We start from the raw sequence: 25,874 nt of genomic DNA on the forward strand, positions 1-25,874 counted from the left end.
ACCGGTGCGGCGACCATAACGGCGCGGGCCCGACGACCACCCGGGAGGGGTGGCCGCCGGGCCCACCGACGCAGGGGTCAGGTCAGGACACGTCGAGCGCGGTGTCGTCGACCACGAAGGACGTCCGCAGCGAGGCGTCCTCGGTGCCGGTGAACTTCAGGGTCACGCTCTGGCCGGCGTACGCGGCCAGCGAGAACGAGCGCTGGGTGTACCCGGTGGCCTTGTTCAGGTTCGAGTAGGTCGCCAGGGTCGCCAGCACGGTGCCGGAGGAGTTCAGCACCTGCACGGTCAGCTTGTCGTACGCGGTCGTGGTGGTGACCTCCCGCGAGTCGATGTGCAGCCAGAAGCTGAAGTTGTACGTCGCGCAGCCGGCCGGCAGGCTCACCGACTGGGAGAGCGTCTCGGTCAGGGTGCCACCGGTGCCGCCCAGCCAGGCGTTCCAGGTGCCGCCGTGGGTGGGCTGGCTGGCACCGTTCTGCCCGATGACGCCGGTGCTGGCCGCCCAGACCGTGTTGCCGGACTCGAAGCCGGGATTGCCCAGGAGCTGGCCGGCGGTGCAGCCACCACCGACGCTGCTGACGGTCAACGCGTAGCTGGCCGAGTGTGCCACCGCACCGGTGCCGGTGACCGTCACCGTGTAGCTGCCGGCCGGGGTGCTGGCCGAGGTGGCGATGGTCAGGGTCGACGCGGCGCCCGAGGTCACCGAGGCCGGGCTGAACGTCGCGGTCGCGCCGGCCGGCAGGCCGGACGCGGAGAACGTCACGGTCTGCGCGGTGCCGCTGGTGGTCGCGGTGGCGACGGTGGTGGAAACCGAGCCGCCCGCGGTCACCGAACCGGAGGTCGGGGAGAGCGAGACGGAGAAGTCGTTACCGGTCGAGGAGCAGGGGGCGTCGCTGCCGGAGACGGCCACCGCGGTCCACGCCGCCTGGACGGCCTTGTACTCGGTGGAGCAGCTGCCGTACAGGTCGGTCGCCGCCTTGAGGCTGTACGCGCGGGCGGTGTTCGACGGGGTGCTGGTGTTGACGTACGACGTGTTGGAGGTGAAGTACACGTCCAGCGCGCGGAACCAGATCTTCTCGGCCTTCTCCCGGCCGATGCCGGTGACCGCCGGGGCGGAGCCGCAGACCGGCGAGGTGCCGTACGACGTGGCGCCGGTGCCCTCGGCGAGGTTGAAGAAGAAGTGGTTGCCGACGCCGGAGGAGTAGTGCACGTCCTTGTTCTTGGTGCTGGTGGTCCAGCACGAGTCGGACGAGCCGTCCAGCGACGGGTTGTACATGTAGCGCAGCGGGGTGCCGTTGCCGTTGATGTTGATCTTCTCGCCGACCTGGTAGTCGCCCGGGTCGCTCGGCGCGGCGGCGTAGAACTCGACCATGTTGCCGAAGATGTCGCTGGTGGACTCGTTGAGGCCGCCCGACTCGCCGGAGTAGACCAGGCCGGAGACGGCCTCGGTGACGCCGTGGCTCATCTCGTGGCCGGCCACGTCGAGGGAGACCAGCGGCCGGGAGTTGCTGGCGCCGTCGCCGTAGGTCATCTGGGCGCCGTCCCAGAAGGCGTTGATGTAGTTGCGGCCGTAGTGCACCCGGCTCGGCACGCCCGCGCCGTTGCCGAAGATGCCGTTGCGGCCGTGCACGTTCTTGAAGTAGTCGAACGTCTTGGCCGCGCCGAAGTGGGCGTCGACGCCGGCGGACTGCCGGTTGGCGTTGGTGCCGTCGCCCCAGACGTTGTCGGCGTCGGTGAACGTGGTGCAGGTGGTGGTGCCGTTGTTCATGTCGCAGGTGCGGCCGTTGCCGTGCGACGGGTCGATCATCTGGTAGGTGCTGCCGGAGAGCGTGGTGTCGATGCTGACCGAGCCGGTGTAGATGCCCTGGCCGCTGCCGACCACCGACTCGATCTCGTCGTGCGCGCCGATGACCCGGCCGGTGACGGCGTCGGTGATCACGTGCAGCTTCGACGGGGTCTGCTGGTCGGCCTTCCAGCCGGACAGCACGGTCTCCCAGGCGAGCCGGCCCTTGCCGGAGGTGGCGTCGACGAAGAGTTCCGGCGTACCCACCTCGGTGATCTTGCCGGAGAACGCCTTGCGGGCCGTCGCGGCGGCCGCCGCCGGGCTGATCTTGGCGGTCGTGCCGAGGGTCAGCGGGGCGGCCAGGCCGACCGAGGTGCCGGCGAGGGTGCCGTTGGGCGCGGTGTGGATGACGAAGTCACCGCCGTACACCCGCAACCCCTGGTAGGTACGGGTGTAGCGGGTGTGCGCCGCGCCGTTGGCATCGACCTTGGTGCGGACCGCCTGGTACGCCTCCGCGCCGGTGCCCTGGACCACGCCCGGGTTGCTGCGCAGCAGGCTCTCGGCGCGGGCGGCGGGGGCGGCATCGGGGGCGGGGGGAGCCGCGTGCGCTGCGGTGGCGACGCAGGTCAGCATTCCGCTGGTGAGCAGAGCTGCGCTGACGGCGGCGAGGGGTCTTTTCACGTGCCCTCCTGGCAAGGGAAAGATGTGACGGGGGTAGTCACGCATGTAGATATAGCGATACACCCGGGAAAAGAGAAGGGATGGAGCGGTTCCATGACACGACACTGGCCGAACGGGGGAGGGGTCTTGCCCAGGGAACCGATTGACGTCGATACGCGTCCGATCGGGATGAGATCATCCGCCCTGGTCCTGACCGCGCTCGCGGCCACCGCCGCGCTACTGACCGGCTGCTCAGCAGACGAGCCGGGAACCCCCGCGCCACCAGCGGCCACTACCGCTGCGACCTCCGGCGGAACCGCCACCACAGGCACCCCGGCCGGGACCCCGGCGACCGGCACGCCCGGCGACCCCGGCACCCGGGACGCGGGCGCGGACCGGGTCGTCCTGACCCGCTCCGGCGGTTTCGCCGGCAACCGGGACACGGTGACCGTCGAGCCCGACGGCAGGTGGACCACGACCGACCGGGCCGGCGCGACACGTGCCGGCCGGCTCGACCCGGCGGCCCTCGACCGGCTCCGGATGCTCGTCGGCCCGGCCACCCGCGGCGGTGCCGGCACCCCGTCCGACGACGGCTGCGCCGACACGTACCGCTATCAGCTCACCGTCGGGACGACCCGCGTCGACTGGACCGACTGCCCGACCGGCCCGCAGCCACCGGCCGCCACCCAGGAACTGGCCGCGCTGCTGCTGAAGACCACCACCGGCTGACCGCGATCCGGTCCTCCCCCGCTTCCGGCCAGCGGTGGCGCGGCTCACGGCGGCCTGCGGGGGCGGACACCGCCCGGGGGTGACACTGGTCGGATAACCTACCCGCTCCGATTCGTGCGAGGAGCGTTGTGCCGAAGAGACGACCCGCCGGTCCGCGCCACCCGTCGCGCCCGGCCGGCCCGCGCCGGATGCTCGGCCGGGTCGGGTTGCTGCCGGCGGTGGTCGCCACCATCCTCGTCGCGGGCTGCGCGGTCGCCGACGTCGAACGGACCGCCGACCCCGCCCCGACACCGGTGGCGCGGACGCTACGGACCCCGGACACCCTGCTGGGGCTGCCCCGCTCGGGTACGCCACTGCCCGCCGGGCTGCCCCGGTTCCGGCTCAACGAGCTGACCCGCGAGGCCACCCCGGCCACCAGCACCGTCGAGGGGGTCTACGGGCGGGGTCGGCCCGCCCCCGAGACGATCGTGGTGAGCGCCGTCTCGGGCACCGTCGCCGACCCGCAGGCCACACTGGACCGGCTGCTCAAGCCGTACCGGATTCCGAAGCCCCGGTCGGTGGAGTTCGGCAGGTACGGCGGCGAGGCCCGGTGTGGGCGCGGGCGGACCGCCGACGAGGGCCACCTCACCGCCTGCGCCTGGGCCGACCCGGAGGTCGCCGGGGTGGTGGTGTTCCTGACCGCCACCAAACAGCCGGACCGCAAGGAGGACTTCCTCACCATCCGCGACGAGCTGGAACAGCCCACCGGCTGACCGGCCCGCCACCCCGGGTCAACCGGGGACGCCCGGCACCACCCGGAAGCGTTCGACGACGGCGAGGGTGTCGTCGTCCACCCGGAACCCGGGATCACCCAGCCAGCCCAGGTAGTCCGACCCGTGCCAGTACTCCTCGTGGCCGGCCCGCCAGGCCGCCATCGAGTCGTACCCCTCCCCCTCGTCACGGGCGTGGTCGAGGTCGACGTCGCCGAGCCGGACCACCCGCACCCCGGTCACCTCGATCACCGCGACCGGCCGGTCGGCGGAGTCGACCACCACCGACCGGTCGCCCACCACCGGTAACGGCTCGCCGTCGCGCTCGTAGTCCTGGAGCAGGCCCGTGGTGGAGGTCTTCGCCCCGCTGAGCACGGCGGCGACGAGCTGGTCACGCAGCGGGCCGGGGAAGGCGAACTCGCATTTCGGCAGGTCGGAAGAACTCGGCGTGGTCACCGGGCGACGGTAGCCCGGTGACCACCCCGCCCGCACCCGCGATACGGGCGTCGCCGGGTCAGGCCCGGGGGAACATCTGGCCGATCCGGATCCGGTTGCCGAACGGGTCACGGATGCCGAAGTCGATGCCGTACGGCCGCTCGGTCGGCTCGTCGGTGATGTCGACGCCCTTGGCGACCAGATCCTCGTACGTCTTGTGCGCGTCGTCGGTGGTGATGCTCAGCCACCCGCCGATCGCGCCCTTGGTCAGCAGCTCCCGGACCTGCTCGGCGGTCGCCGGGTCCAGCGCGGGCGGGCCGGGCTTCTCCAGCAGCACCTCCCGCTGCGGGTCGCCGGGCACGTTGACCGTCAGCCACCGCATGAAGCCCAGATCCTGGTCGGTGTTGACCTCGAAGCCCAGCTTGCCGACGTAGAAGTCGAGCGCCTCGTCCTGGTCGAGGACGTAGAGCTGGGAGCGGGTGATCGCGTTCATCGTCATGCCCGGAACGCTATGCCAGGCCGCTGACCTGCTGCTTATCCAAAACTGCTGGGCCTGGTCCAGGCCTTGGTGAAGCAGCTCGGCACCGTCGCGTCGCCTGCCGACCGGCGGCTGCGGTACTCGCTGGGTGACTCGCCCACGATCTGCCGGAAGGTGCGGCTGAACGAGCCGAGACTGCTGAACCCGACGGCGAAACAGATGTCGGTGACGTCCCGGCCGGTCTCCACCAGCATCGACATCGCCCGTTCCACCCGACGTCGTTGCAGGTAGCGGTGCGGGGTCTCGCCGAAGGTGGCCCGGAAGGTACGGATGAAGTGCGCCTCGGACACCAGCGCGATCCGGGCCAGCGCCGGGATGTCCAGCGGTTCGGCGTACGCCCGGTCCATCGCGTCCCGGGCCCGCAACATTGCCCGGTTCGACTGCTCCACCGCACGACTCATCGGCCCCCGCCCGTCGTCCCCGTTTCGCGCCGACCCAGGTTACCCAGCCGGACCCGGCCGGTGGGGCCCGCGCCGGGGCGTCGACGCCCCGGCGGGGAGCCGGAGCGGGCGTCGGCCGCTCCCGCGCGCCGCCGACGGATCGACAAGCGGCAACGCCAGTGGCGGCCGTGCTGTGGAATTGGAGCCCCCGGCCGGGATCGAACCGGCGACATCTCGCTTACAAGGCGAGTGCTCTGGCCAGCTGAGCTACAGGGGCGCGTGGTGCGAGGTCAGCATAGCGACTGACGTCGGGAAATCCCGGCCGGCAGGGTGCCCGAGCATGGAAAACGTCAATCCCACGCCCGCGCCGCCGACGAATCGACGCACCGGAGCCCCGTCAGGCGAGGGGATTGATGCCCGGCCGTGCCCGCCTGACCGAAATGCGTATGCCGTCCGTCCCACTCGGTGTATCCCGTCTTGGCACAGCTGGAAATCCCGTTTACCGTGCAGTGACACGGATGACACCCGGGGTCGGTCAAGGCTGCCTCCGGATGTGGTCCGCGGGTCGGCACCGTGGGTGCCGACAGCTCCTTCACTCGGATCGTCCGGCACGTTCCTGCCGGTGAAAGGAAGCGCACCACCATGGCTACGGTCACGTACGCGAAGGCGTCCCGGATCTACCCGGGCACCGAACGCCCCGCCGTCAACCAGCTCGACCTCCAGATCGGCGACGGCGAGTTCCTCGTCCTGGTCGGCCCGTCGGGTTGCGGCAAGTCCACCAGCCTGCGGATGCTCGCCGGCCTGGAGGACGTCGACGACGGCGCGATCTACATCGACGACCGGGACGTCACCCACCTCCCGCCGAAGGCCCGCGACATCGCGATGGTCTTCCAGAACTACGCCCTCTACCCGCACATGTCGGTGTACGAGAACATGGCGTTCGCCCTCAAGCTGCGCAAGACCCCGAAGGCCGAGATCGACCGGCGGGTCAAGGAGGCCGCCGGCCTGCTCCAGCTGGAGGAGTACCTCAGCCGCAAGCCGAAGGCGCTCTCCGGCGGTCAGCGCCAGCGGGTCGCGATGGGCCGGGCGATCGTCCGCGAGCCGCAGGTCTTCCTCATGGACGAGCCGCTGTCGAACCTCGACGCCAAGCTCCGCGTGCAGACCCGTACCCAGATCGCCTCGCTCCAGGCCAAGCTGGGCATCACCACGGTCTACGTCACCCACGACCAGGTCGAGGCCATGACCATGGGCCACCGGGTGGCGGTCATGCTCGACGGCGTCCTCCAGCAGGTGGACACCCCGCGGGCGCTCTACGACACCCCGGCCAACGTGTTCGTCGCCGGCTTCATGGGCTCCCCCGCCATGAACATCAAGACCGTTCCGCTGAACGAGCGGGGTGCGGCCTTCGCCGAGATGCACATCCCGCTGACCCGCGAGCAGGTCGAGGCGGCCCGCAGCGAGGGTGGCGACAACCGGGTCACCGTCGGCTTCCGCCCCGAGGACTGCGACCTGGTCAGCCCCACCGAGGGCGGCATGCCGGTCGTGGTCGAGCTGGTCGAGGACCTCGGCTCGGACGCCAACGTCTACGGCCACGCCGCGCTGGAGGGTCACGAGGAGCGTTTCGTGGTCCGCACCGACCGGCGGAACATGCCGAACATGGGTGACACCGTGTTCGTCAAGCCGCGTGCCGGCCGCAGCCACGTCTTCAACGCGGCCACCGGCCACCGCATCTGATCCCACCGCACGGAAGAAGGGGCGGTCCGCTTCGGCGGGCCGCCCCTTCTCGTCGTGTCTTCGTCCCGGGCACGGGTGCCCGCGCCGGATCAGCCCTCCGCAGCGCGGCGGCGGGCCACCTCGGCGAGGGTGACGGCGGCGGCGACGCTGGCGTTCAACGACTCCACGTCGGAGATCATCGGGATGCTGACGGTCAGGTCACACGTCTCCCCGACCAGCCGGGACAGCCCGCGCCCCTCGGAGCCGACCACCACGACCAGCGGGCCGACGGCGGCCTCCAGGTCGTACAGGTCGGTGTCGCCGTCGGCGTCCAGGCCGACCACCATGAAGCCGGCGTCCTGACACGCCTTCAACGACCGGGTCAGGTTGGTGACCTGGGCGACCGGCACCCGCGCCGCCGCGCCGGCACTGGTCCGCCAGGCGGTCGCGGTGATCCCGGCAGCCCGCCGCTCCGGTACGAACACGCCCTGCGCGCCGAACGCGGCGGCGGACCGGATCACCGCACCCAGGTTGCGCGGGTCGGTGACCCCGTCCAGCGCGACCAGCAGCGGAGCGGGCTGCTCCAGGGAGGCCGCCAGCAGATCCTCGAACAGTTCGTAGGCGAACGGCGGCACCTGGAGACCGACACCCTGGTGCAGCACGCCGCCGGTCATCCGGTCCAGCTCGGCCCGGCTGATCTCCAGGATGGCGATGCCCCGGTCGGCGGCCGTACGGGTGATCTCGTTGACCCGGTCGTCGGCGTCGATGCCCTGCGCGGTGTAGAGGGCGGTCGCCGGCACCTGGGCGCGCAGCGACTCCAGCACCGGGTTCCGGCCCACCAACAGCTCCGGGCTGTCCCGCGACGGATTGGACTTCCGCCCCGGCGCGACCCGGGGACCACTGCGGCCCGCGCCGGCACCACCCCGGCCACCCGCGCCGGACCGACCACCGCCGCCGGCCCGGACGGGGGCCACGCCCCGGGTGCCCCTGCCCCAGGTGGTGTCCTTGGTGCCCGGCTGACCGATCTTGGGGGCGCGGCCCTCCTCCGCCGCCGCCCGGCGCTCCTTGTCCTGCTTCCAGGCGGTGCGCTGGGGCAGCTTCTCGGTCCCCGAGTACGCCTTGTGCCAGGGACGCTCGTCGGCGGGCAGGGTCTTGCCCCGGCCCGCGAGGGAGTCCTTGTTCTTGCCGCCGGAGCCCTTGGGGGCACCCGCCTTCGACGTCAGTCGCCGGCCACGGCGCTGCGAGTTGCCGGCCATCAGTCCTGCTCTCCAATAGTCCAACGGGGGCCCTGCGGGGTGTCCTCGACCACCACGCCGGCCTGCTTGAGCTGGTCGCGTACGGCGTCCGCGGCCGCCCAGTCCTTGCGGCTGCGGGCCTGCGCGCGCTGCTCCAGGGCCAACGCGACCAGGGAGTCAACCACGCCCCGCAGGTCGTCGACACGACCGCCACCGGTCCAGGCCGGGTCGAGGGGGTCGACGCCGAGGATATCCAGCATCGCCCGGGTGGCGGCGAGGGTGGTGCGGACCGTCACATCGTCGCCGTCGGCCAGCGCGGTGTTGCCGTCCCGCAGGGTCGCCTGGAGAACGGCGAGCGCGGCCGAGGTGTTCAGGTCGTCGTCCATCGCGGCCACGAACCCGGCGGGCAGCTCACCGAGCTGCCCCGCGCCGACCCGCTCCACGGCCCGCTGGACGAACCCCTCGATCCGCCGGTACGCCACCGCGGCCTCGCGCAGCGCGTCCTCCGAGTAGTCGATCCGGGACCGGTAGTGCGCCGCCGCGTAGTAGTAGCGCAGCTCCACCGGGCGCACCCCGAGCGAGTCGACGTAGTCGAGGTCGAGGGCGTTGCCGAGCGACTTGCCCATCTTGGCGCCGCCGATGCTGAGCAGCCCGTGGTGCACCCACCAGCGGGCGAAGGGCAGCCCGGCGGCCTGCGACTGGGCGATCTCGTTCTCGTGGTGCGGGAAGGTCAGGTCGAGCCCGCCGCCGTGGATGTCGAACTCCGCGCCGAGGTAACGCAGGCACATCGCCGAGCACTCGATGTGCCAGCCGGGACGGCCCCGACCCCACGGGGAGGGCCAGTAGGCGTCGGCCGGCTCGTCCGGCTTGACGCCCTTCCACAGCGCGAAGTCCCGGGGGTCCCGCTTGCCGCGCTCCGGGGCGTCCCCGGCGGACTGCATGTCGTCAGGCGACTGACCGGACAGCGACCCGTACGCCGGCCAGGAGGCCACGTCGAAGTAGACGTCGCCGGAGCCGTCGGTGGCCGGGTAGGCGTGACCGGTCTCGATCAGCCGGGCGATCAGCTCGTGCATCTCCGGGATGTGCCCGGTCGCCCTCGGCTCGTACGTCGGCGGCAGCACGTTCAACGCCCGGTAGGAGCGGGCCAGGACCAGCTCGTTGGCGTACGCGATGGACCAGAACGGGCGGCCCTGCTCCTGCGCCTTGACGAGGATCTTGTCGTCGATGTCGGTCACGTTGCGGATGAAGGTGACCTCGAAGCCGGCGGCCGACAGCCAGCGCCGCAACACGTCGTAGTTGACGCCGGAGCGAAGATGGCCGATGTGCGGCGGCGCCTGGAGGGTGAGACCACACAGGTAGACGCCCACCTTGCCGGCTTGCCGCGGAACGAAGTCCCGCACCGATCGGGCGGCGGTGTCATACAGGCGTAGCGTCACCGTACCAGGGTAGCTGTCCGTGCTCCCCCGGGTCGGCCCGAGCCGGGTCGTACGCTGCCTGCTGTGGAGACGACGGCGGCCCCCGACGAGCCGGGCGACCGGGTGCCCGCAGGTGACGACCCCGGCCACCGCGTACCTGCCGACGATCAGGGCCGCCGCGTGCCTGCCGGTGACGGACCCGGCCAGCAGGTTCCCGCCGGGGGCGAGACGGCGCAGACCCTGGACCGGGGTCTGCGCCTGCTGCACCTGGTGGCCGACGCGTCGGCCGGGTTGACCGTCACCGAGGCCGCCCACCGGCTCGGCATCGGTCGGGCCGCCGTCTACCGGCTGGTCGGCGCGCTGACCGGGCACGGGATGCTGCGCCGGGGCGGTGACGGCCGGCTGCGCCTCGGCGTCGGCGTGCTGCACCTGGCCCGGCGGGCCCAGCCGCTGCTGGCCGAGGGGGCCCTGCCGGCGCTGCGGCGGCTCGCCGAACAGACCGGGGCGACCGCGCACCTGACCGTGGTGGAGGGCGGCGAGGGGGTCGCCCTGGCCGTGGTCGAGCCGAGCTGGACGTCGTTCCACGTGGCGTACCGGCCGGGGGCGCGGCACCCGTTGGAACGCGGGGCCGCCGGGCGGGCCGTCCTCGCCGGGCGGGCCGGTCACGCGGGCCCGGTGAGCACCACCGGGGAACTCCAGGCCGGGGCGTACGGGGTGGCCGCGCCGGTACTCGGGGTGCCCGGCCTGGAGGCGAGCGTCGGGGTAATCTCGCTGGCCCCGCTGCCGGTCGACACGGTCGGCCCGCAGGTCACCGCCGCCGCCCGGACGATCGCCACCGCCCTGTCCTGACCCTCCCCCCGCCCTACCGGACCCGGCCCCGGGTCCGGCTCGGCTCGGCCCGGCTCGGCTCGGCCGTGATCGACTCCTCTGGGCCGAAACAGCGGTATCCCGCCGGCCTCCACCCCGCAACTTCGGCCCAGATGAGTCGATCACGGCGATCTTCCCTCGCCAGCGCTCGCGGGGCGGGGCGTGGAGCGCCCAGGAGCGGAGAGCGGGCGGGTGATGGTCGGGGCGCGCTGACGGGAAGGAGACCGCGCCATACCACGCTCCGGCGGGCGGTGGGGGTTTGTCCACAGGGGGTGGATTCACGGACAGGGGCGGTTGTCCACAGGGGTGTCGCCGGGCGTCCGCCAGGCCCGACGCTGAGGTCATGCCACCTCGACCTCATCGTCCGGCCGCCCTCGTCGGGCAGGTGTTCCGCGGCTCGGACGCGATCCGCCAGGGCCTCCTCACCCGACACCAGTTGCGCGGGGCATCCTGGCTCCGGCTCGGCCACGACGTGTACGCCGATGCCCGACTCGCCCGCAACCACGCCCTGACCTGCCGCGCCGCCCTCCTCCGGATGCCCGCCGGCACGCTCGTCGCCGGCCCGTCGGCGGCGTACCTGCACGGGATCGAGCACGCCGCCGGCTTCGGCGACGAGGTGCACGTGCTCGTCCCCCGGGCGGCCCGGGTCGGCTCCCAGGGGGCGGTCACGTCCTCCTTCCGCCGTACCGCCGGTACCAGCAGAATCCGGCTCGAAGCGGACGGGGCTCGACGCGACGCGGCTGGTGGGTGGCCCGGCGCGGCCGGTGGATGGTCGGGCGCGGGCGACGGGTGGCCTGGTCCGCCGGGCGGTATCCGGGTGCACAGCGTCGCCATCCCCGGTGAGCCGGTCGCTCATCCGCGACGGTATGCGTCCCACCAGCTCCCCGAGGACGCCACGCCCACGCCACCAGAAGCCCACCACCTCACATCGGCCAGTCTCACCACGCAGGTCCGGCTCCGGCCCGGCACACCCACGTCGGCCCCGGAACCCCAGCCGCCCCTGCCCACACCTCCGGCGCTGTCCGGTCCCCCCACCGCGACGGCACCGCCCGTCCTGCCCCGGTCGTCCCCCGCGCTCGCCGCCTGGGAGACGGCGGCCTGGCTGGACCCGGTCCGGGCGGTCGGCATCGTCGACTCGCTGCTTGGCAGGGGCCTGACCAACCAGACCGCCCTCGCCGAGATCGCCGCGCGCTTCGCCGACCGGCGGGGTGGGGTGCGGGCCCGCCGGGTCTTCGACCTGACCGATCCGGCCGCGCAGTCACCGCCCGAGTCGCACCTGCGGGTACGACTCGTGCTGGCCGGCCTGCCCCGTCCGGTCGCGCAGCACCCCGTACTGCTGCCGTCGGGGCTGGTGCTGCACCCCGATCTCGCCTGGCCACAGTTCCGGGTCGCGGTGGAGTACGACGGGCACTGGCACAGCGATCCCGGGCAACTGCACCATGACCGTCGCCGGCTCAACCACCTGGTCGCCGCCGGCTGGACCGTCCTGCACGTGACCAGCCGCCAACTGAGGGACGACTTCCCCACCGTGGCCGGCGAGGTCCGCATGGTCCTCACCCGACACGGCTGGCGCCGATGATCCGCCCCCTTGGGCCGGTGTTGCGCTGTCCCCCCGCCCCGACACCGCAACATCGGCCCCGTCGCGCAGAATCGGCCCCGACACCGCAACATCGGCCCCGTCATGCAGGAGCAGAAGGGGCCGGACACGGAGAGGCCCGGACGACCGGGGTCGTCCGGGCCTCTCCCAGGGCCGTGGCGTCAGGGGTTGACGTTCGGCTTGAGCGGGCTGCGGACCGCCGCGTTGGCATCCACGATGCCGTACCCGTAGAAGCCGTTGAAGTTCAGCGACCCGGCGCAGTACGCGTCGAACTCGGTCGACCGGCCCTCGTTGGCGTAGCTCTGCAGACGCGGCTCCGGGCAGGCGTGCTCGGTGGCGGTCCGGTAGAGGTGCTGCTCCACCTTGGCCGGTGCCAGGCCGTAGCCGTCCTTACCCTCCTTCTTGCCCCACTTGCTGACGATCAGCGCGGCGACCCCGCTGACGTGCGGCGACGCCATCGAGGTGCCCTGGAGGTAGGTGTAGTAGCCGCACTCACCGGCGGTGGTGCACTGCTTGAACACCGAGTTCTCGAAGCCCGGCACGACGTTGCCGTTCTCGTCGACCGACCCCTCCTCCTGGAGCACCTTCTTCGGGTACGTCGAGAGGATCATGTTGGCGTCGGTGCGGTAGGTGTCGGTGCCGAAGCCGTCGCGGAACCAGCCACCCGGCGCGGCGACCGAGATCTGCTCGGTGCCGTAGTTGGAGAAGTCGGCCTTCTTGCCGGACGGGCCGATGGCGGACACGCCGATCACGTGCGGGCCCTCCACCGGGAAGTCCCAGCAGCTCTCGTTGTCGATCGGGCGCGGGTACGGGTCGGCGCCGTAGTCCGGGCTGGACACGTCGGTGCGGGGCGCGCCGAGGTCCTCGTGGTTGTTGCCCAGCGAGCCGACCAGGGTGACGCCCTTGTTGTGGGCGAAGTTCAGGGCCCGCTTCATCGCCTTGATGACGGCCCGCTGCTCGGCCTGCGACTCGGGCGAGTCGGCCGGGTTGGCGGTGCAGTTGTAGAGCCACGGGTCGACGTAGAACGACATGTTCACCACGTCGAGGCCGGACTTGCCGGCGTGCACCAGTGCGTTGACGACCGGGTTGAGGAAGAAGTACCCGGAGTCCTGGCCGCCCTTGAGCTCCACCAGCGAGACGTTCGGAGCGACGCCGGACAGGCCGAAGCCGTTGGCGGCCGCGCCGATGGTGCCGGCGACGTGGGTGCCGTGCCCGCCGTCGTCGGTGCCGACCGGGTCGAGGCAGCTCGGCACCTCGCACGGGCCGTCGACCTCGGCGATGTCCGGGGCGAAGTTGCGCGACAGCGCCCAGTTGAAGTTGGGCGCGAGGTCGGGCTGGCTGGCGTCGACACCGGTGTCCAGGATGCCCACGGTGACCCGCTTGTCGCCCGGCATGACCTTGCGGGCCTTGTCGGCCCCGATCATGGTGAGACCCCAGAGCTTGTCGTCGAGCGGGTCCAGCTTCTTGCCCTTGGCGTTGGCCGCCGCCTTGGCCGCCTTCCGGGTCTCGGTCAGCAGGTTCTCCTGCGCGACCCGGTCCAGCTTGGGCTTGCGGCCGATGGCCCGCTGCTCGGCCGCGCCGACCAGCGCGGAAGCGGCGGTGACCCGGCCGGCGAAGTCGGCCCGGTCGCTGGTGACCTGGTAGAGACCGACGTCGTCCGTACGGGACACGACGGTGCCACCGGCGGCACGGATCGCGGCGATAGCCGCGTCCGCCGAAACGCCGTCCTCGGCCACCACGGTGAACGTCCGGCTGGTGGTCGGCCCGGCGTTCGCCGGGACGGTCAGGCCGGTCACCGTAAGTGCCAGGGCCGCCGCGGTCGCGACGGCTCCGGCGGTGAAGCGCTTGCTCACCACATCAGATCCTCTCGTTGAGGGACGTGGCAGCCATCCCATAGCACCGGCGACGATTCCGCCAGATACAAATCCGAATTCGTCCCGCATCAGGCATTCGTCGGTTGCAGGTTGCGTAGCGCCGCCGGCAGGTCGGTGAGCGTGCGCACCTCGGCGTCGGGGCGTACCCCTTCGGGGAGGGGGAGTCCGGGCCGGTTGAGCCAGATGCCGCGCATCCCGGCCTGCTGGGGGCCCAGCACGTCGTGGGCGATCGAGTCGCCGACGTACGCGATCTGATCCGCCGGCACCCCGGCGGCGGCGACGATCGCGGCGTAGAACGCCGGGTCGGGCTTCTTGGGCAGGCCGCCCTCGTGGGCGTACAACTCGAAGGCGAACTCTCCGGGCAGGCCGCAGCGTTCGGCGCGGCTGTTGCCGTTGGTGGCGTAACCGAGGGTGAAGTCGGCCCGCAGCGCGGCCAGCGCCGGCAGGGCGTCGGGGTACGGGTGGCTGAGCGCGTAGCGCCTGGTGAAGAAGAGTTCGGCGAACTCGTCGAGCTGACCGACCAGCCCGGCCCGGTCGAGGGACCGGGCCAGCGCGGCCCGGCGGATCTCCATCACCGGCGCGGCGGTCATCGACCCGAACACCGCCTGCCAGTCGGACTCCACCTCGGCGAAGGTCACCCCGGCCGCCACCGGCGTCCGGCGACGCATCTCCTCCAGTACGGCCACCAGGGCCCCGGTGACCGCCGGGCGCAGGTCGATCAGGGTCTCGTCGGCGTCGAACACCACCACGCTGAGCATGTCCGACACCCTCTCACGTTCGTCGCACCCGGCCACGCCGAGCAGGCCGCCCCGGCGGCGGCAGGGCCGGGCAGGTCGCCCCCACGCACTGGGCAGCGTGCCGCCCGGTCACCCCGGGGCGATCATCGGGCGGCTCAGGTCAGTGCCGGCTCGTCCGTCCGGGCCGCCGCCTGTTCGGTGCGGCCCGCGCGCAGCTCGTCGAGGCGGACCAGGGCCACCCCGGCGACGATCAGCACACCCCCGGCGAGCTGCACGGGCACCGGCAGCTCGCCGAGCACCAGCCAGGCGATGAGCACCGCGAACATCACCTCGGTCAGCCCGACGAACGACGACAGCCGGGCGCCGAGCAGGCGCGTCGCGGCGATCCCGGTCAGGTACGCCACCACGGCGGCGACCAGCGACAGCCCGACGATCGGGACGAGCCAACTGGTGCGCTGCCCGGCGAAGTCGACCGCGCCGAAGGTGGCCCGCAGTGGCAGCACCCCGACCAGGCCGAGCAGGGCGAGCACGGCCGCGCCGACGGCCATCCCGCCGCTGGCCATGGTCACCGAGGGCAGGTCGGCGTCGACCCGGGCGGCGAGGACGAAGTAGCCGGCCAGCCCGACGGCCGCGCCGAGGCCCCAGAGCACGCCGACCGGGTCGAGCCTGCCGGTGCCGGTCAGGTCGAGCACCAGGACGAGCCCGACCAGGGCGGCCAGCGAACCGGCGACGGTGAGCCGGCGGGGGCGCTGCCCGTGCACCAGCCACAGCCAGCCGACCACGAGGATGATGCCGAGGTATTCCAGCAGCAGGGCCACCCCGACCGGCAGGTAGCGGACGGCGTTGAAGAAGCAGGCCTGGGCGGTGGCGACGCCGAGCAGGCCGAAGACGGTGACCGGGCCGAGGTTGCGACGCAGCACCCCGGCCCGGCCGCGCAGCGCGAGCACGGCGGGGACGGCCAGCACCAGGGCGGCCAGGCCGACCCGGGCGACCACGACGGCCTCCGCCGACCAGCCGGCGTCGATCAGCGACCGGGCGAAGGTGCCGGAGGTGGCGAACGTGACGGCGGAGAGCAGGGCGAGTGCCAGGCCGGTGCCGGCGGTGGATCGGTGCGGCATCGGGACTCCTCCGACGTGACATCAGCAAAGTAGGATTACGCCGATGACGCTAGCCGTCGACGACGACAGGGGTCAAGTTGCTTTTCGCCCATGACACGGAGTGCGGGCTGACCGCCGCCGCCGCCCTGGTCAACACCGACGGCCGGGACGGCGAAGGGCTGCCCGACATCGCCGCGCTTGACCGTTTCGTCACCGCCAACCAGTGGACCGGCCGACACGAGCGCACCGACGCCGAACTGCACGCCGTCCGGGCGCTGCGCCCCCGGCTACGCCGGCTCTGGGACGACGACCCGGACACCGTCGTCGCCGTGGTCAACGACCTGCTCCGCGAGTCCCGGGCGTTGCCGCAGCTCATCCGGCACGACGACGAGCCTTACCACGTGCACGCGGTGCCCCGGGACGCCCCGCTGGCCACCCGGATGGCCGTCGAGGCGGCGATGGCCGTCGCCGACCTGGTCCGGGGCGACGAACTGGGCCGGCTACGGCACTGCGCCCACCCCGAATGCCCCAACGTGCTGGTCGACCTGTCCAAGAACCGGTCCCGCCGGTTCTGCGACGCCGGCTGCGGCAACCGGGTCGCGGTCAGCGCCTACCGGGCCCGCAAGGCGGCAGGTGGTCGACCCTGAGCAGCTCGTACTCCACCTCGCCGTGCTCTGTTCCGGCGATCGGGTCGGGCCAGTCGAGGTGGAAGGTGCGGACGTACCGCAGTCCGGCCTTCGCCAGCACCGCCCGCGACCGTACGTTCACCGCCATCGTCTGCGCCCACACCCGGCGTACGTCCGGGATGGTGAAGGCGTGGTCGACCAGCGCGCGGGCGCCCTCGGTGGCCAGGCCCCGCCCCCAGGCCGGGCGGCGCAGCCGGTACCCCAGCTCCGGCCCGGTGCCGCCGTCGGACGGGTCGAGCGCGAACCAGCCCAGGAAGGCACCGTCGACGGTGTCCTCGGCCGCCCACCGGCCCAGCCCCGGGTAGCGGTCGTACCCGTCGAGAATCCGGGGTAGCTGCTCGTCCCGGACCGTGGCGGGCGGGGTCGGCCGGCCGCCGGTGAGGAACCGCATCACCTCCGGGTCGCCGTCCAACTCGACCAGTCGCGGCACGTCGTCGCCGGTGAAGCGGCGCAGCCGCAGCCGGGCCGTCGTCAACAGCACCCCGTCCGAGCCGGTCACGCCCCGGATCATGCCGGCCGCCGGCCGTGCGGTCGACCGGTTTTTCCGGTCCCGTCAGCGCGGCGGCGCGGCCAGGAAGACCCGCCAGGAGTACGCCGGGAAGGTGAGCACCGGACCCGCCGGGTCCTTGCTGTCCCGCACCCCGACCACCCCGACCAGGTTCGCCACCTCGACACAGTCGTGGTTCTGGCTGCTGCGGCTGCTCTTGCGCCAGACCGGGCCGCTCGGCCCGGGAACCGCACGACCTGCCGCACCGGTCAGTTCCACGACTCCGCCACCTCCCGCATCAACTCGATGGACTCTGCCGGGGGCAACGCCTCACCCAGGGTCGACTCCCAGACCTCCCGCATCCGGATCAGCACGTCGGGCTCGGTGAACTCCTGGGTGCGGACCTGCCCGCCGACACACCCCAGCTCCACGCCGTCTGGCAGGGTCGCCAGCACGAAACCCCCGGCGAGCCCCGGGTACTCCCCGGCCGTGCCCGGCACCAGGTGCAGCCGCACCCGGGGGTGCTCCGTCGCCACCCGCGCGAGGTGCGCGACCTGCTCACCCATCACCTTCCGGTTGCCGACCTGACGGCGGAGGGCAGCCTCGTCGAGGATCGCGACCACCTGCGGCGGCTGGTCGCGGTACAGCACCGCGTGGGTCTCCAGCCGGTCGGTCAGCCGCCGCTCCACCTCGGGCCCGTCGAGCAACGCGCCGGCCTCGAAGACGGCTCGGGCATACGCCTCCGTCTGGAAGAGACCGGGCACGTACAGCGGCTCGTACCAGCGGACCGCGCGCGCCTGCTCGATCAGTGCCCGCCAGCCGAGTTGCCACACCCGGGCCCGGTCGAGCGCGACCAGGTCGGTGAGCATCCGGCCGAAGATGCCGCCGGTGTCGAGGGCCCTGTCGACCAGTTCGAGGTACTTCGCGGTGGGCGGCTGCTGACCCAGCTCGATCGCGCTGACCATCGACGCCGAGTAGTTGACCGCCTTGGCGAGGTCGTCCTGGCTCCAGCCCCGCCGGGTCCGGGCCCGCCGCAGCTCGGCGACGAGGAAGGCCGCCGCCGTCATCCGCCCGTCCGTCATCTCCAGCCGCCCTCCACCGCGCCGACGATCGACTCCGACACCACGCCGACCAGGGACGCCGCTGACACAGGACAAGACCGGAAGCCGACAACAACCCTTCACACGGTAGTGGTTTCATCAGCAGACTGTGAAGTGCGACATCGACCGCTCTCCCCCCGGGCGGGCCGGTGTCGCGGTGGGACGGCCCGCTCCCCGGCCGGCGGTCCCACCGCCGGGGGAGACGACCAGCCGACCCATCATGGAGGCGACGCGATGCCCCGGCTCACCTGGCGACACCGGCTTGCCCGCAGATTCCGACCCGCCCGGCTCCCCGAAGCGGCCCCACCCGGCCGGCCCGCTCCCCCGCCCGCCGGACCGGCCACCCACCCGACCCCATCCCCACCCCCGTCGCTGTCCCCGTCCCCGTCCAGCGGACCGGGCGCTCATCCGGCCCCGTCCCCGACCACCGGGCCAGCCACCCACCCGGCCCCCTACCGGGCCAGCGGACCGGACGCCCATCCGACCCCGGACACTGGAGCGGAGGTACCTCCGGGCACCGGGTCGGGTCCGCCCGGGTGGGAGGACACCACCCTCTCGTTTCCCCGGGTGGGGCGGGTCGGTTGGCTCACGCTCGCCCAGGAATGGCGCGCCAACCGGGGACGGCGGTGAACGCGGCGGCCGGTCCGGACGGGCCGCGCCACACCGGCGGACCACCCGACCCGGTCGGCCGCAGCGGGCCGGGGCCGGCACATTCGCGCCCCCACCTGCCGCTGCGCCCGCTCTGGCTGTGCCGGGTGTGCGCCGCGCCGTGGCCCTGCGGGACCGCCCGACTCACCCTCGTCTCCGAGTATGCCCACGATCGGGTCGCGCTCAACATCTACCTCTGCACGGTGCTGCACGACGCCGCCGCCGACCTGTACCGCCTCTATCCCGACACCGGGCCCGACCCGGCGACCCTCTTCGCCCGCTTCCTCGCCTGGGTTCCGCGCACCCGCCCGCCGACCGAGCCATGATCCACTCGCGGGGGCCGATGTAGCGCTATCAAATCCGCCTGACACCGCTACATCGGCCCCACAGGAGTTGATCGAGCAGGAACCGGTCAGGGGTGGGTCATCCGGAGCAGGTCGAGGGCCTCGTCGAGCTGGGTTTCGGTGAGTTTGCCGGAGTCGACGTGCCCCCGGGAGATCACCACCTCGCGGATGGAGACCTGCTTCGCCAGCGCCTCCTTGGCGATCGAGGCGGCCTCGTCGTACCCGAGGTGGCGGTTGAGCGGGGTGACGATCGACGGCGACCCCTCCGCGTACGCCAGGCAGACCTCGGCGTCCGCGACCAGGCCGGCCACCAGCCGGTCGGCGAACAGCCGGCTGGACGCGGAGAGCAACTTGATCGATTCGAGCAGGTTGCGGCCCATCACCGGGAGCATCACGTTCAGCTCGAAGTCACCCTGGCTGCCGGCGAACGCGACCGCCGCGTCGTTGCCGATCACCTGCGCGCAGACCTGCCGCACCGCCTCGGCGACCACCGGGTTCACCTTGCCCGGCATGATCGACGAGCCGGGCTGGAGGTCGGGGATGCGCAGCTCCCGCAGGCCCGCCCGGGGCCCGGACCCCATCCAGCGTACGTCGTTGGCGATCTTGTAGAGCCCGACCGCGACGGTACGCAACTGGCCGGACGTCTCGACCAACGCGTCCCGCGCCCCCTGCGCCTCGAAGTGGTTGCGGGCCTCGGTCAACGGCAGCCCGGTCGAGGCGCGCAGCTTCTCGATCACCCTGCCGGCGAAGCCCAGCGGGGTGTTGATGCCGGTGCCCACGGCGGTGCCGCCCAACGGCAGCTCGGCCAGCCGGGGCAGCGCCGACTCCAACCGCTCGACGCCGTAGCGCACCTGCGCGGCGTACCCGCCGAACTCCTGACCGAGGGTGACCGGGGTGGCGTCCATCAGGTGGGTACGCCCCGCCTTGACGACCGTCTCGAACTCGGCCGCCTTCGCCTCCAACGCCTCCGCCAGGTGGCGCAGCGACGGCAGCAGGTCCTCCACCACGAACTGGGTGGCGGCCAGGTGGATCGAGGACGGGAAGACGTCGTTGCTGGACTGCGAGGCGTTCACGTCGTCGTTCGGGTGCACGTCCCGGCCCAACTCCCGGGTGGCCAGGGTGGCGATCACCTCGTTGGTGTTCATGTTCGACGAGGTGCCCGAGCCGGTCTGGAACACGTCGATCGGGAACTGGTCGTCGTACCCGCCGTCGGCCACGTGCGCGGCGGCGGTGGCGATCGCCTCGGCGACGTCCGCGCCGATCACCCCCAGCTCGCCGTTGACCAGGGCGGCGGCACCCTTGATCTGGGCCAGCGCCTTGATCTGGGCCGGTTCGATGCCCCGGCCGGAGATCGGGAAGTTCTGCACCGCGCGCTGGGTCTGTGCCCGCCACAACGCCTCGGCGGGCACCTCCACCTCGCCCATCGAGTCACGTTCGATCCGGTAGCCCGCTGCGTCTGGAGTCGTCACCCGTCCCATCCTGCCCCGCCCTGGGTCGGACCGCAGATGATCGCTCACTCCGACGGGCCTGCTGCCTCGTCACTCGGCGGACGCTGTTCGTCGAGTAGTCCACCGCGCCAGCTGGCGAATCGGCTCTGGAGATCGTCGAGTGCCCGACCGGTGACGCCGTACCGGGCGAAGTCGTCGGGATCGAGCAGGCTGGCCTGTCCGAGAGCCTCGGCGAAGACGCGTCGATCGAACCCGCGATCGGCGCGGTGCGCAAGGTGGAGCAGCGCTTCCCGGGTGTAGCGACCGGATCGGAGCGCGGCGTCGATGTCGACGAAGTCACGGGCGAACGCCCGTCCGTAGAGCGCGCTCATCTTGTTCGCGACCGCGTCGTCGGGATGCAGTACCGGTCCGATGGTCATGAGGATGGGTTCGTTGGCACGCCAGTCCACGCCGAGTTCCACCTTGGCGGCACGGTCGCCGTCGGCAACGGTCAGCCGGGCGAACGTGTCGTACTGTCGCTCGATGTCGACGGTCAGACCATCGTCACGGTAGGCGTCCACGACGGCCGAGACTGCGGTGCCGAACTCGTCACGGCGGTCCCAGGCGGTGAACAGGTCGACGTCTTCGCTGGGGCGTTCGAGCATCCCGGCGGCCTGCACGGCGTAGCCACCGGCGAGGGCGAAACCGTACCGTCGGGCGGCGGCGAGCCCGGTGCGGGCGAGCCTCTCGTGGAAGGCATCCACCGTTACGCGGCGTTCGTGCCGGCGGTGACGAGTTCGGGGAAGGCGTCCTCCCAGAGTCGTCGGAGCCGGGGCGGCAGCCAGAGGGTGGGCCAGAGCCGCCGGAGCTGGTCGCCGTCGAGCCAGGCATTCAGGTCGTCGACCGTGCCGGCTTCGGTGAGCACCACCTTGTACATGCTGGACAGGCGTGCGGGCCGACTCAGGTCGTACTCGGCGTGACCGGACCAGTCCAGATGACGTGGAAGGGTGACCACGCCCGCGGTCGGGCCGGTCAGTGCGGCGAGGGTGTCGGCCACGACGTAGGGCTTGCGGTCACCGTAGGGGCGGTAGTCCGTCGGTGGCTGCGGCGAAGTCTTGCGGCGACTGAGGTTGGCCGCCTGCCGGATCTCCGGTCGTAGCGCCTGGCGGATCGTCTCCCGGCTGTACCCGGTGATCCGTTGCAGGTCGACCGGCCGCCAGCCGGCTGCGTGGAACACCCGCAACTGCTCGTCCCGCTCGGTCAGGGCGGCGGCCCGGGTCGCCTCGTACCTGGCGACGACCGCCCGCAGCTCGTCCTCGGAGTACCGGTCCACCCACAGAAGCCTACCAGGCTAGGCCCAGCACGCTAGGCAGACGACGAACAGCACGAACAGCCCTGGACGCTCACGCGCCGAAGCCTCCGGCGCCCCCTTCGCGGCTCCGGGAACGATCAGCGGCGGCCGACCGTCAGCACCGGCTTGGTGACCTCGGCGAAGAAGTCGTTGCCCTTGTCGTCGACGACGATGAACGCGGGGAAGTCCTCCACCTCGATCTTCCAGACCGCCTCCATGCCCAGCTCGGCGTACTCCAGCACCTCGACGTGCTTGATGCAGTCCTGGGCGAGCCGGGCCGCCGGGCCGCCGATCGAGCCGAGGTAGAACCCGCCGTGCTGCTGGCAGGAGCGGGTCACCTGGGCGGACCGGTTGCCCTTGGCCAGCATCACCTGGGAGCCGCCGGCGGCCTGGAACTTCGCCACGTACGCGTCCATCCGGCCGGCGGTGGTCGGGCCGAACGAGCCGGACGCGTACCCCTCGGGGGTCTTGGCCGGGCCGGCGTAGTAGACGGCGTGGTCGCGCAGGTACTGGGGCATCGGCTCCCCGGCGTCGAGCCGCTCGGCGATCTTGGCGTGGGCGATGTCCCGGGCGACGACCAGCGGGCCGGTCAGCGACAGCCGGGTCTTCACCGGGTACTTCGACAGCTCGGCCCGGATCTCGTCCATCGGCCGGTTCAGGTCGACCCGCACCACGTCGGAGGCGTCGAGGGTCTCGTCGGTGACGTCCGGCAGGTAGCGCGCCGGGTCGGTCTCCAGGCGCTCCAGCCACACCCCGGACGGGGTGATCTTGGCAATCGCCTGCCGGTCGGCCGAGCAGGAGACGGCGATCGCCACCGGGCAGGACGCGCCGTGCCGGGGCAGCCGGACCACCCGCACGTCGTGGCAGAAGTACCTGCCGCCGAACTGCGCGCCGATGCCGAAGTTGCGGGTCAACTCCAGCACCTCGGCCTCCAACTCCAGGTCCCGGAAGCCGTGCGCGGTCATCGAACCGGAGGTGGGCAGCGCGTCGAGGTACTTCGCGGAGGCGTACTTGGCGGTCTTGAGGGCGTACTCGGCCGAGGTGCCGCCGATGACGATCGCCAGGTGGTACGGCGGGCACGCCGAGGTGCCGATCAGCCGCAGCTTCTCCTCCAGGAACTGCATCATCCGCGTCGGATTGAGCAGCGCCTTGGTCTCCTGGTAGAGGTACGACTTGTTGGCCGAACCGCCGCCCTTGGCCATGAACAGGAACTTGTACGCGTCGGGGTGCCCGTCCGGGTCCTCGGCGTACAGCTCCACCTGGGCGGGCAGGTTGCTGCCGGTGTTCCGCTCGTCCCACATGGTCAGCGGGGCGAGCTGCGAGTACCGCAGGTTCAGCCGCGTGTACGCCTGGTAGACGCCACGCGAGATCGCCTCGGCGTCGGAGCCGTCGGTGAGCACGTGCCGGCCACGCTTGCCCATCACGATGGCGGTGCCGGTGTCCTGGCACATCGGCAGCACGCCACCGGCGGCGATGTTGGCGTTGCGCAGCAGGTCCAGCGCGACGAACCGGTCGTTCGGCGAGGCCGCCGGATCGTCGATGATCGACCTGAGCTGGGCCAGGTGCGCCGGGCGCAGGAAGTGGGCGATGTCGTGCATCGCCTCGGCGGTCAGCGCGGTCAGCGCGGCCGGCTCCACGGTCAGGAAACGGCGGCCCCCGGGGCCGTGGACGACGTCGACGCCCTCGTCGGTGACCAGGCGGTATTCGGTCTGATCCGGACCGGTCGGCAGCAAGGGGGCGTACGAGAACGCGGCGGCACTGCTCATGACGGAAAAGCCTAGGGCAGACCGGGCGATCGGTGACACCCGCCGGGTGGGTCGTGGGACGCCGCTCTCACCCGTTGCCGTTGGCGCAGAGTTCCCGCTTCGGCCCGCAACTGTCCTCGGGGTCCGGCGCGCCGCCGGTCCGTCCCGGGCCGGAGCCGGTACCGGTACCGCCGTCCGAACCGGCCGGGGGCGCGGCGGGCGGGGGCGCGCCGGCACCAGCGCCGAACCGGACGTACCCGATCTCCCGCCCCTCGCCGACGACCATGCCGTTCGGGCCGACGGCGAGCGCGTTGGCGCTGGTCCGCAACACCACCAGTTCCCGGCCGGTACGCGGGTCCACGGCGACCAGCCGGTTCGGCTTGTCCCCGGTCAGCACCGCCGCGTACGGGGTGAGCGCCGCGCCCGCCTTCGCGCCGGCCGGCCGGTTCCAGCGGGCCCTGCCGGTACCCAGGTCCCGGGCGATGACCGATTCCTTGTCGGCGCTGCGGACCAGGGCGTACCTGTCGTCGACGGCGAGCAGCTTCTCGCCCTCGGCGTCCACCAGCAGCAGCCGGCCGTCGTAGCCGTCGAGGACGGCCTCCCGCCCGTCGGGGGCCACCCCGATCAGCACGCTGCGCGCCCCCTGCGGGTCCTCCCGCTGCGCGCATCCGGCGCTGTCGGCGGTGCGCAGGTTGAACCCGCTGCGCCGCCACACCTCCTGCCCGGTGGCCGGGTCACGGGCCGAGACGGCGTACTGGCAACTGCCGTCGACCGACACCGCGCGGATCCTGAGCAGCCGTCCGCCGACCACCGACAACCGCTCGTCCCGGCCCGGCTCGACGTCCTGCACCACCCGGCCGGTGGCGGTGTCCACCACGTGCACCCGGCCGTCGACCGGGAAGCCGAGCAGCGGCGGCGCCGCCTCCGGCCCGGCCACCGCCTCGTCGATCCGGTGTGCGGTGAGCCGCCGGGTGCCGAGCAGGCCCGGGTTGTCGGCGAACAGTCCGCTGCTGACGCCGGGCAGGAACGCCGTCCACAGTGGGCTGGTGCCGCGCGGGTCCCAGGCGCTCAGCGTGCAGTCGGTGGCGGCCACGCAGCGGGCGTCCAGCAGCATGTTCCGGTACGTCCAGACGGCCACCGCGTCGCCGTCGCGTCGACGTACCGCCCCGGTGGTGGGGTCGAGCAGCTCGTACCCCTTGACCAGGAGCTTGCCCACGGCGACGACGGCGTCGCGGTCGCCGCCGGCCACCGCCGACCAGTCCGCCTTGCGTTCCCACAGCGGAGCGCCGGTGGCGAGGCTGCGCACCTCCGTGCGGGTACGCTGCTCGACCACGACGGTGTCGCCGACGATGGTGACGCTCTTCGGGGTGCCGCCGACCCGCTGCTGCCACGACACGTCCGGTTCGGAGATCGGCTCGCTGCGGTCGACCCAGTCCCACACCCCGGGGAACGGGTTCCACACGCCGGTGACGGCGAGCGCGATCACGATGACGAGCCCGAGCAGCAGCCCTCCCCGCACCCCGCCAAGGCCCTTCACACCGGACACCGTAGCGACGATCACCTCCCCGCCCCGCCCCCGCGCCGGAGTGTCGCCCCGCTTTCTCCCCGGCGGACGGCGCACCCGTCGGGCAGACCGGACGCATCACAACATCGCCGATATAGCGCCAACAGAGCCTTCGGATGCCGCTATATCAGCCCAGGTGGCTTGATCACGATCCGACGGCGGACCGCAGCAACGGCAGCGTGCGGTACGGGATCTGCTCGGCGAGCGCGATGATCGTGGAGGCCCGGCGGATCGCCTCGGACGAGACGATCTGGTCGATCACCCGTTGCAGGTCGGTGTTGGAACGCGCCACGATCCGGCAGAGCAGGTCGCTCGCCCCGGTGATGGTGTGCGCCTCCAGCACCTCGGGGATCGCCGCCAGGTGGGCGGTGACCGTGTCGTGGCCGTGCCGCTGGCTGATCTCCAGGGTGACGAAGCTGGTCACCGCGAACCCGATCGCCGCCGGGCGGATCTCCGGCCCGAACCCGCCGATCACCCCCCGGTCGACCAGCTTGTCCAGCCGGGCCTGCACGGTGCCCCGGGCCACCCCGAGCCGGCGGGAGCATTCCAGCACCCCGATCCGGGGTTCGTCGGCGAGGAGTTGGACCAGCCTGCCGTCCAGCTCGTCGAGCTGTACACCCTGTCCAGCGTTCATGGCTGAACACCCTACCGATTGCGCAACCTGACCAGGGGAAAACGTGAGTGTTGCCCAGTGGACGACCCCCCCGCGATGC

The 25,874-nt window shown here is 72.3% G+C and carries 25 protein-coding genes and 1 tRNA gene; 7 read left to right on the plus strand and 19 right to left on the minus strand.

Annotation, left to right across the window (positions count from 1 at the left end; genetic code table 11):
* Positions 1-82 precede the first annotated feature (82 nt).
* The gene (locus B5D80_RS08410; RefSeq protein WP_088643222.1) at positions 83-2,464 is read right to left on the minus strand and encodes a M4 family metallopeptidase; all 2,382 of its coding nucleotides are present in this window, start codon (positions 2,462-2,464) and stop codon (positions 83-85) included.
* A 168-nt stretch (positions 2,465-2,632) separates the two neighbouring features.
* Between B5D80_RS08410 and B5D80_RS08415 the strand changes: the two genes are divergently transcribed.
* Complete coding sequence (locus B5D80_RS08415) at positions 2,633-3,172, plus strand: hypothetical protein (protein ID WP_088643223.1); 540 nt, start codon at positions 2,633-2,635, stop codon at positions 3,170-3,172.
* A gap of 128 nt (positions 3,173-3,300) precedes the next feature.
* Complete coding sequence (locus tag B5D80_RS08420) at positions 3,301-3,924, plus strand: hypothetical protein (RefSeq protein ID WP_144081609.1); 624 nt, start codon at positions 3,301-3,303, stop codon at positions 3,922-3,924.
* A gap of 18 nt (positions 3,925-3,942) precedes the next feature.
* Here the strand turns inward: B5D80_RS08420 and B5D80_RS08425 are convergent, their stop codons facing one another.
* The 4 genes from B5D80_RS08425 to B5D80_RS08440 form a co-directional block, all read right to left on the minus strand.
* Positions 3,943-4,377, minus strand: coding sequence for an ASCH domain-containing protein (locus B5D80_RS08425; protein WP_211291432.1), 435 nt, complete (start codon positions 4,375-4,377; stop codon positions 3,943-3,945).
* Positions 4,378-4,435: 58 nt separating this feature from the next.
* The gene (locus tag B5D80_RS08430; RefSeq protein ID WP_088643226.1) at positions 4,436-4,855 is read right to left on the minus strand and encodes a VOC family protein; all 420 of its coding nucleotides are present in this window, start codon (positions 4,853-4,855) and stop codon (positions 4,436-4,438) included.
* Between the two features lie 35 nt (positions 4,856-4,890).
* Positions 4,891-5,295, minus strand: a complete 405-nt coding sequence (locus B5D80_RS08435; protein WP_088643227.1) for a helix-turn-helix domain-containing protein — start codon at positions 5,293-5,295, stop codon at positions 4,891-4,893.
* A gap of 179 nt (positions 5,296-5,474) precedes the next feature.
* A tRNA-Thr gene (locus tag B5D80_RS08440) sits at positions 5,475-5,551 on the minus strand.
* A gap of 365 nt (positions 5,552-5,916) precedes the next feature.
* Between B5D80_RS08440 and B5D80_RS08445 the strand changes: the two genes are divergently transcribed.
* The gene (locus B5D80_RS08445) at positions 5,917-7,008 is read left to right on the plus strand and encodes an ABC transporter ATP-binding protein (protein ID WP_088643228.1); all 1,092 of its coding nucleotides are present in this window, start codon (positions 5,917-5,919) and stop codon (positions 7,006-7,008) included.
* Positions 7,009-7,097: 89 nt separating this feature from the next.
* Here the strand turns inward: B5D80_RS08445 and rlmB are convergent, their stop codons facing one another.
* Positions 7,098-8,243: a 23S rRNA (guanosine(2251)-2'-O)-methyltransferase RlmB gene (gene rlmB, locus B5D80_RS08450; protein WP_088643229.1), complete on the minus strand. Its 1,146-nt coding sequence runs from the start codon at positions 8,241-8,243 to the stop codon at positions 7,098-7,100.
* Positions 8,243-9,658, minus strand: coding sequence for a cysteine--tRNA ligase (gene cysS, locus B5D80_RS08455; RefSeq protein ID WP_088643282.1), 1,416 nt, complete (start codon positions 9,656-9,658; stop codon positions 8,243-8,245). The genes rlmB and cysS overlap by 1 nt, the downstream gene beginning before the upstream one ends.
* 159 nt (positions 9,659-9,817) lie before the next feature.
* Here cysS and B5D80_RS08460 point away from each other — a divergent pair, with 159 nt between their 5' ends.
* Both B5D80_RS08460 and B5D80_RS08465 read left to right on the plus strand, forming a co-directional pair.
* The gene (locus tag B5D80_RS08460; protein ID WP_088643283.1) at positions 9,818-10,486 is read left to right on the plus strand and encodes an IclR family transcriptional regulator; all 669 of its coding nucleotides are present in this window, start codon (positions 9,818-9,820) and stop codon (positions 10,484-10,486) included.
* Positions 10,487-10,847: 361 nt separating this feature from the next.
* Entirely contained in the window at positions 10,848-12,083 is a 1,236-nt protein-coding gene (locus tag B5D80_RS08465; protein WP_088643230.1) for an endonuclease domain-containing protein, read from the plus strand.
* A 179-nt stretch (positions 12,084-12,262) separates the two neighbouring features.
* Here the strand turns inward: B5D80_RS08465 and B5D80_RS08470 are convergent, their stop codons facing one another.
* From B5D80_RS08470 to B5D80_RS08480, 3 genes are all read right to left on the minus strand, one after another.
* A complete protein-coding gene (locus tag B5D80_RS08470; RefSeq protein ID WP_169733043.1) occupies positions 12,263-13,954 on the minus strand; it encodes a S8 family serine peptidase in 1,692 nt (563 codons plus the stop codon).
* Between the two features lie 89 nt (positions 13,955-14,043).
* Positions 14,044-14,733, minus strand: coding sequence for an HAD family hydrolase (locus tag B5D80_RS08475; RefSeq protein WP_088643284.1), 690 nt, complete (start codon positions 14,731-14,733; stop codon positions 14,044-14,046).
* Between the two features lie 134 nt (positions 14,734-14,867).
* Complete coding sequence (locus B5D80_RS08480; protein WP_088643232.1) at positions 14,868-15,830, minus strand: EamA family transporter; 963 nt, start codon at positions 15,828-15,830, stop codon at positions 14,868-14,870.
* Between the two features lie 77 nt (positions 15,831-15,907).
* Here B5D80_RS08480 and B5D80_RS08485 point away from each other — a divergent pair, with 77 nt between their 5' ends.
* Entirely contained in the window at positions 15,908-16,456 is a 549-nt protein-coding gene (locus tag B5D80_RS08485; protein ID WP_088643233.1) for a CGNR zinc finger domain-containing protein, read from the plus strand.
* Here B5D80_RS08485 and B5D80_RS08490 read toward each other — a convergent pair.
* Genes B5D80_RS08490 through B5D80_RS08500 form a run of 3 tightly spaced genes read right to left on the minus strand, consistent with a single transcriptional unit; the run spans position 16,413 to position 18,064 of the window.
* Complete coding sequence (locus B5D80_RS08490; protein ID WP_245854340.1) at positions 16,413-16,994, minus strand: GNAT family N-acetyltransferase; 582 nt, start codon at positions 16,992-16,994, stop codon at positions 16,413-16,415. The genes B5D80_RS08485 and B5D80_RS08490 overlap by 44 nt on opposite strands.
* A gap of 54 nt (positions 16,995-17,048) precedes the next feature.
* On the minus strand, positions 17,049-17,261 hold the full coding sequence (locus B5D80_RS08495; RefSeq protein WP_245854342.1) for a DUF397 domain-containing protein: 213 nt from the start codon (positions 17,259-17,261) through the stop codon (positions 17,049-17,051).
* The gene (locus tag B5D80_RS08500) at positions 17,252-18,064 is read right to left on the minus strand and encodes a helix-turn-helix domain-containing protein (RefSeq protein WP_088643235.1); all 813 of its coding nucleotides are present in this window, start codon (positions 18,062-18,064) and stop codon (positions 17,252-17,254) included. The genes B5D80_RS08495 and B5D80_RS08500 overlap by 10 nt, the downstream gene beginning before the upstream one ends.
* A 743-nt stretch (positions 18,065-18,807) precedes the next feature.
* Here B5D80_RS08500 and B5D80_RS08505 point away from each other — a divergent pair.
* Positions 18,808-19,056 carry a hypothetical protein gene (locus B5D80_RS08505; protein ID WP_088643286.1) on the plus strand — a complete coding sequence of 83 codons (249 nt, stop codon included), beginning with the start codon at positions 18,808-18,810 and terminating at the stop codon, positions 19,054-19,056.
* Positions 19,057-19,142: 86 nt separating this feature from the next.
* On the opposite strand, the gene B5D80_RS08510 is transcribed toward B5D80_RS08505, so the two are convergent.
* From B5D80_RS08510 to B5D80_RS08535, 6 genes are all read right to left on the minus strand, one after another.
* A complete protein-coding gene (locus B5D80_RS08510) occupies positions 19,143-20,543 on the minus strand; it encodes a class II fumarate hydratase (protein WP_088643236.1) in 1,401 nt (466 codons plus the stop codon).
* Between the two features lie 44 nt (positions 20,544-20,587).
* Entirely contained in the window at positions 20,588-21,265 is a 678-nt protein-coding gene (locus B5D80_RS08515) for a nucleotidyl transferase AbiEii/AbiGii toxin family protein (protein WP_088643237.1), read from the minus strand.
* 2 nt (positions 21,266-21,267) lie between these two features.
* Positions 21,268-21,834, minus strand: a complete 567-nt coding sequence (locus tag B5D80_RS08520) for a hypothetical protein (RefSeq protein ID WP_088643238.1) — start codon at positions 21,832-21,834, stop codon at positions 21,268-21,270.
* Between the two features lie 116 nt (positions 21,835-21,950).
* On the minus strand, positions 21,951-23,618 hold the full coding sequence (locus tag B5D80_RS08525) for a fumarate hydratase (RefSeq protein WP_088643239.1): 1,668 nt from the start codon (positions 23,616-23,618) through the stop codon (positions 21,951-21,953).
* 67 nt (positions 23,619-23,685) lie between these two features.
* A complete protein-coding gene (locus B5D80_RS08530) occupies positions 23,686-25,143 on the minus strand; it encodes an outer membrane protein assembly factor BamB family protein (protein ID WP_245854344.1) in 1,458 nt (485 codons plus the stop codon).
* A gap of 163 nt (positions 25,144-25,306) precedes the next feature.
* Positions 25,307-25,795 carry an Lrp/AsnC family transcriptional regulator gene (locus B5D80_RS08535; RefSeq protein ID WP_088643240.1) on the minus strand — a complete coding sequence of 163 codons (489 nt, stop codon included), beginning with the start codon at positions 25,793-25,795 and terminating at the stop codon, positions 25,307-25,309.
* Positions 25,796-25,874: the final 79 nt, after the last annotated feature.

Origin of the sequence: Micromonospora wenchangensis, assembly GCF_002210435.1 — a bacterium.
In the GTDB taxonomy this organism is placed as follows: domain Bacteria; phylum Actinomycetota; class Actinomycetes; order Mycobacteriales; family Micromonosporaceae; genus Micromonospora; species Micromonospora wenchangensis.

Bases quoted from the DNA above. Each gene is read 5' to 3' on its own strand.
- B5D80_RS08435 (WP_088643227.1), bottom strand. From the start codon at position 5,295: ATGAGTCGTGCGGTGGAGCAGTCGAACCGGGCAATGTTGCGGGCCCGG.
- B5D80_RS08500 (WP_088643235.1), bottom strand. From the start codon at position 18,064: ATGACGGACGGGCGGATGACGGCGGCGGCCTTCCTCGTCGCCGAGCTG.
- B5D80_RS08535 (WP_088643240.1), bottom strand. From the start codon at position 25,795: ATGAACGCTGGACAGGGTGTACAGCTCGACGAGCTGGACGGCAGGCTG.
- B5D80_RS08430 (WP_088643226.1), bottom strand. From the start codon at position 4,855: ATGACGATGAACGCGATCACCCGCTCCCAGCTCTACGTCCTCGACCAG.
- B5D80_RS08445 (WP_088643228.1), top strand. From the start codon at position 5,917: ATGGCTACGGTCACGTACGCGAAGGCGTCCCGGATCTACCCGGGCACC.
- B5D80_RS08480 (WP_088643232.1), bottom strand. From the start codon at position 15,830: ATGCCGCACCGATCCACCGCCGGCACCGGCCTGGCACTCGCCCTGCTC.
- B5D80_RS08415 (WP_088643223.1), top strand. From the start codon at position 2,633: ATGAGATCATCCGCCCTGGTCCTGACCGCGCTCGCGGCCACCGCCGCG.
- B5D80_RS08465 (WP_088643230.1), top strand. From the start codon at position 10,848: ATGCCACCTCGACCTCATCGTCCGGCCGCCCTCGTCGGGCAGGTGTTC.
- rlmB (WP_088643229.1), bottom strand. From the start codon at position 8,243: ATGGCCGGCAACTCGCAGCGCCGTGGCCGGCGACTGACGTCGAAGGCG.
- B5D80_RS08475 (WP_088643284.1), bottom strand. From the start codon at position 14,733: ATGCTCAGCGTGGTGGTGTTCGACGCCGACGAGACCCTGATCGACCTG.
- B5D80_RS08525 (WP_088643239.1), bottom strand. From the start codon at position 23,618: ATGAGCAGTGCCGCCGCGTTCTCGTACGCCCCCTTGCTGCCGACCGGT.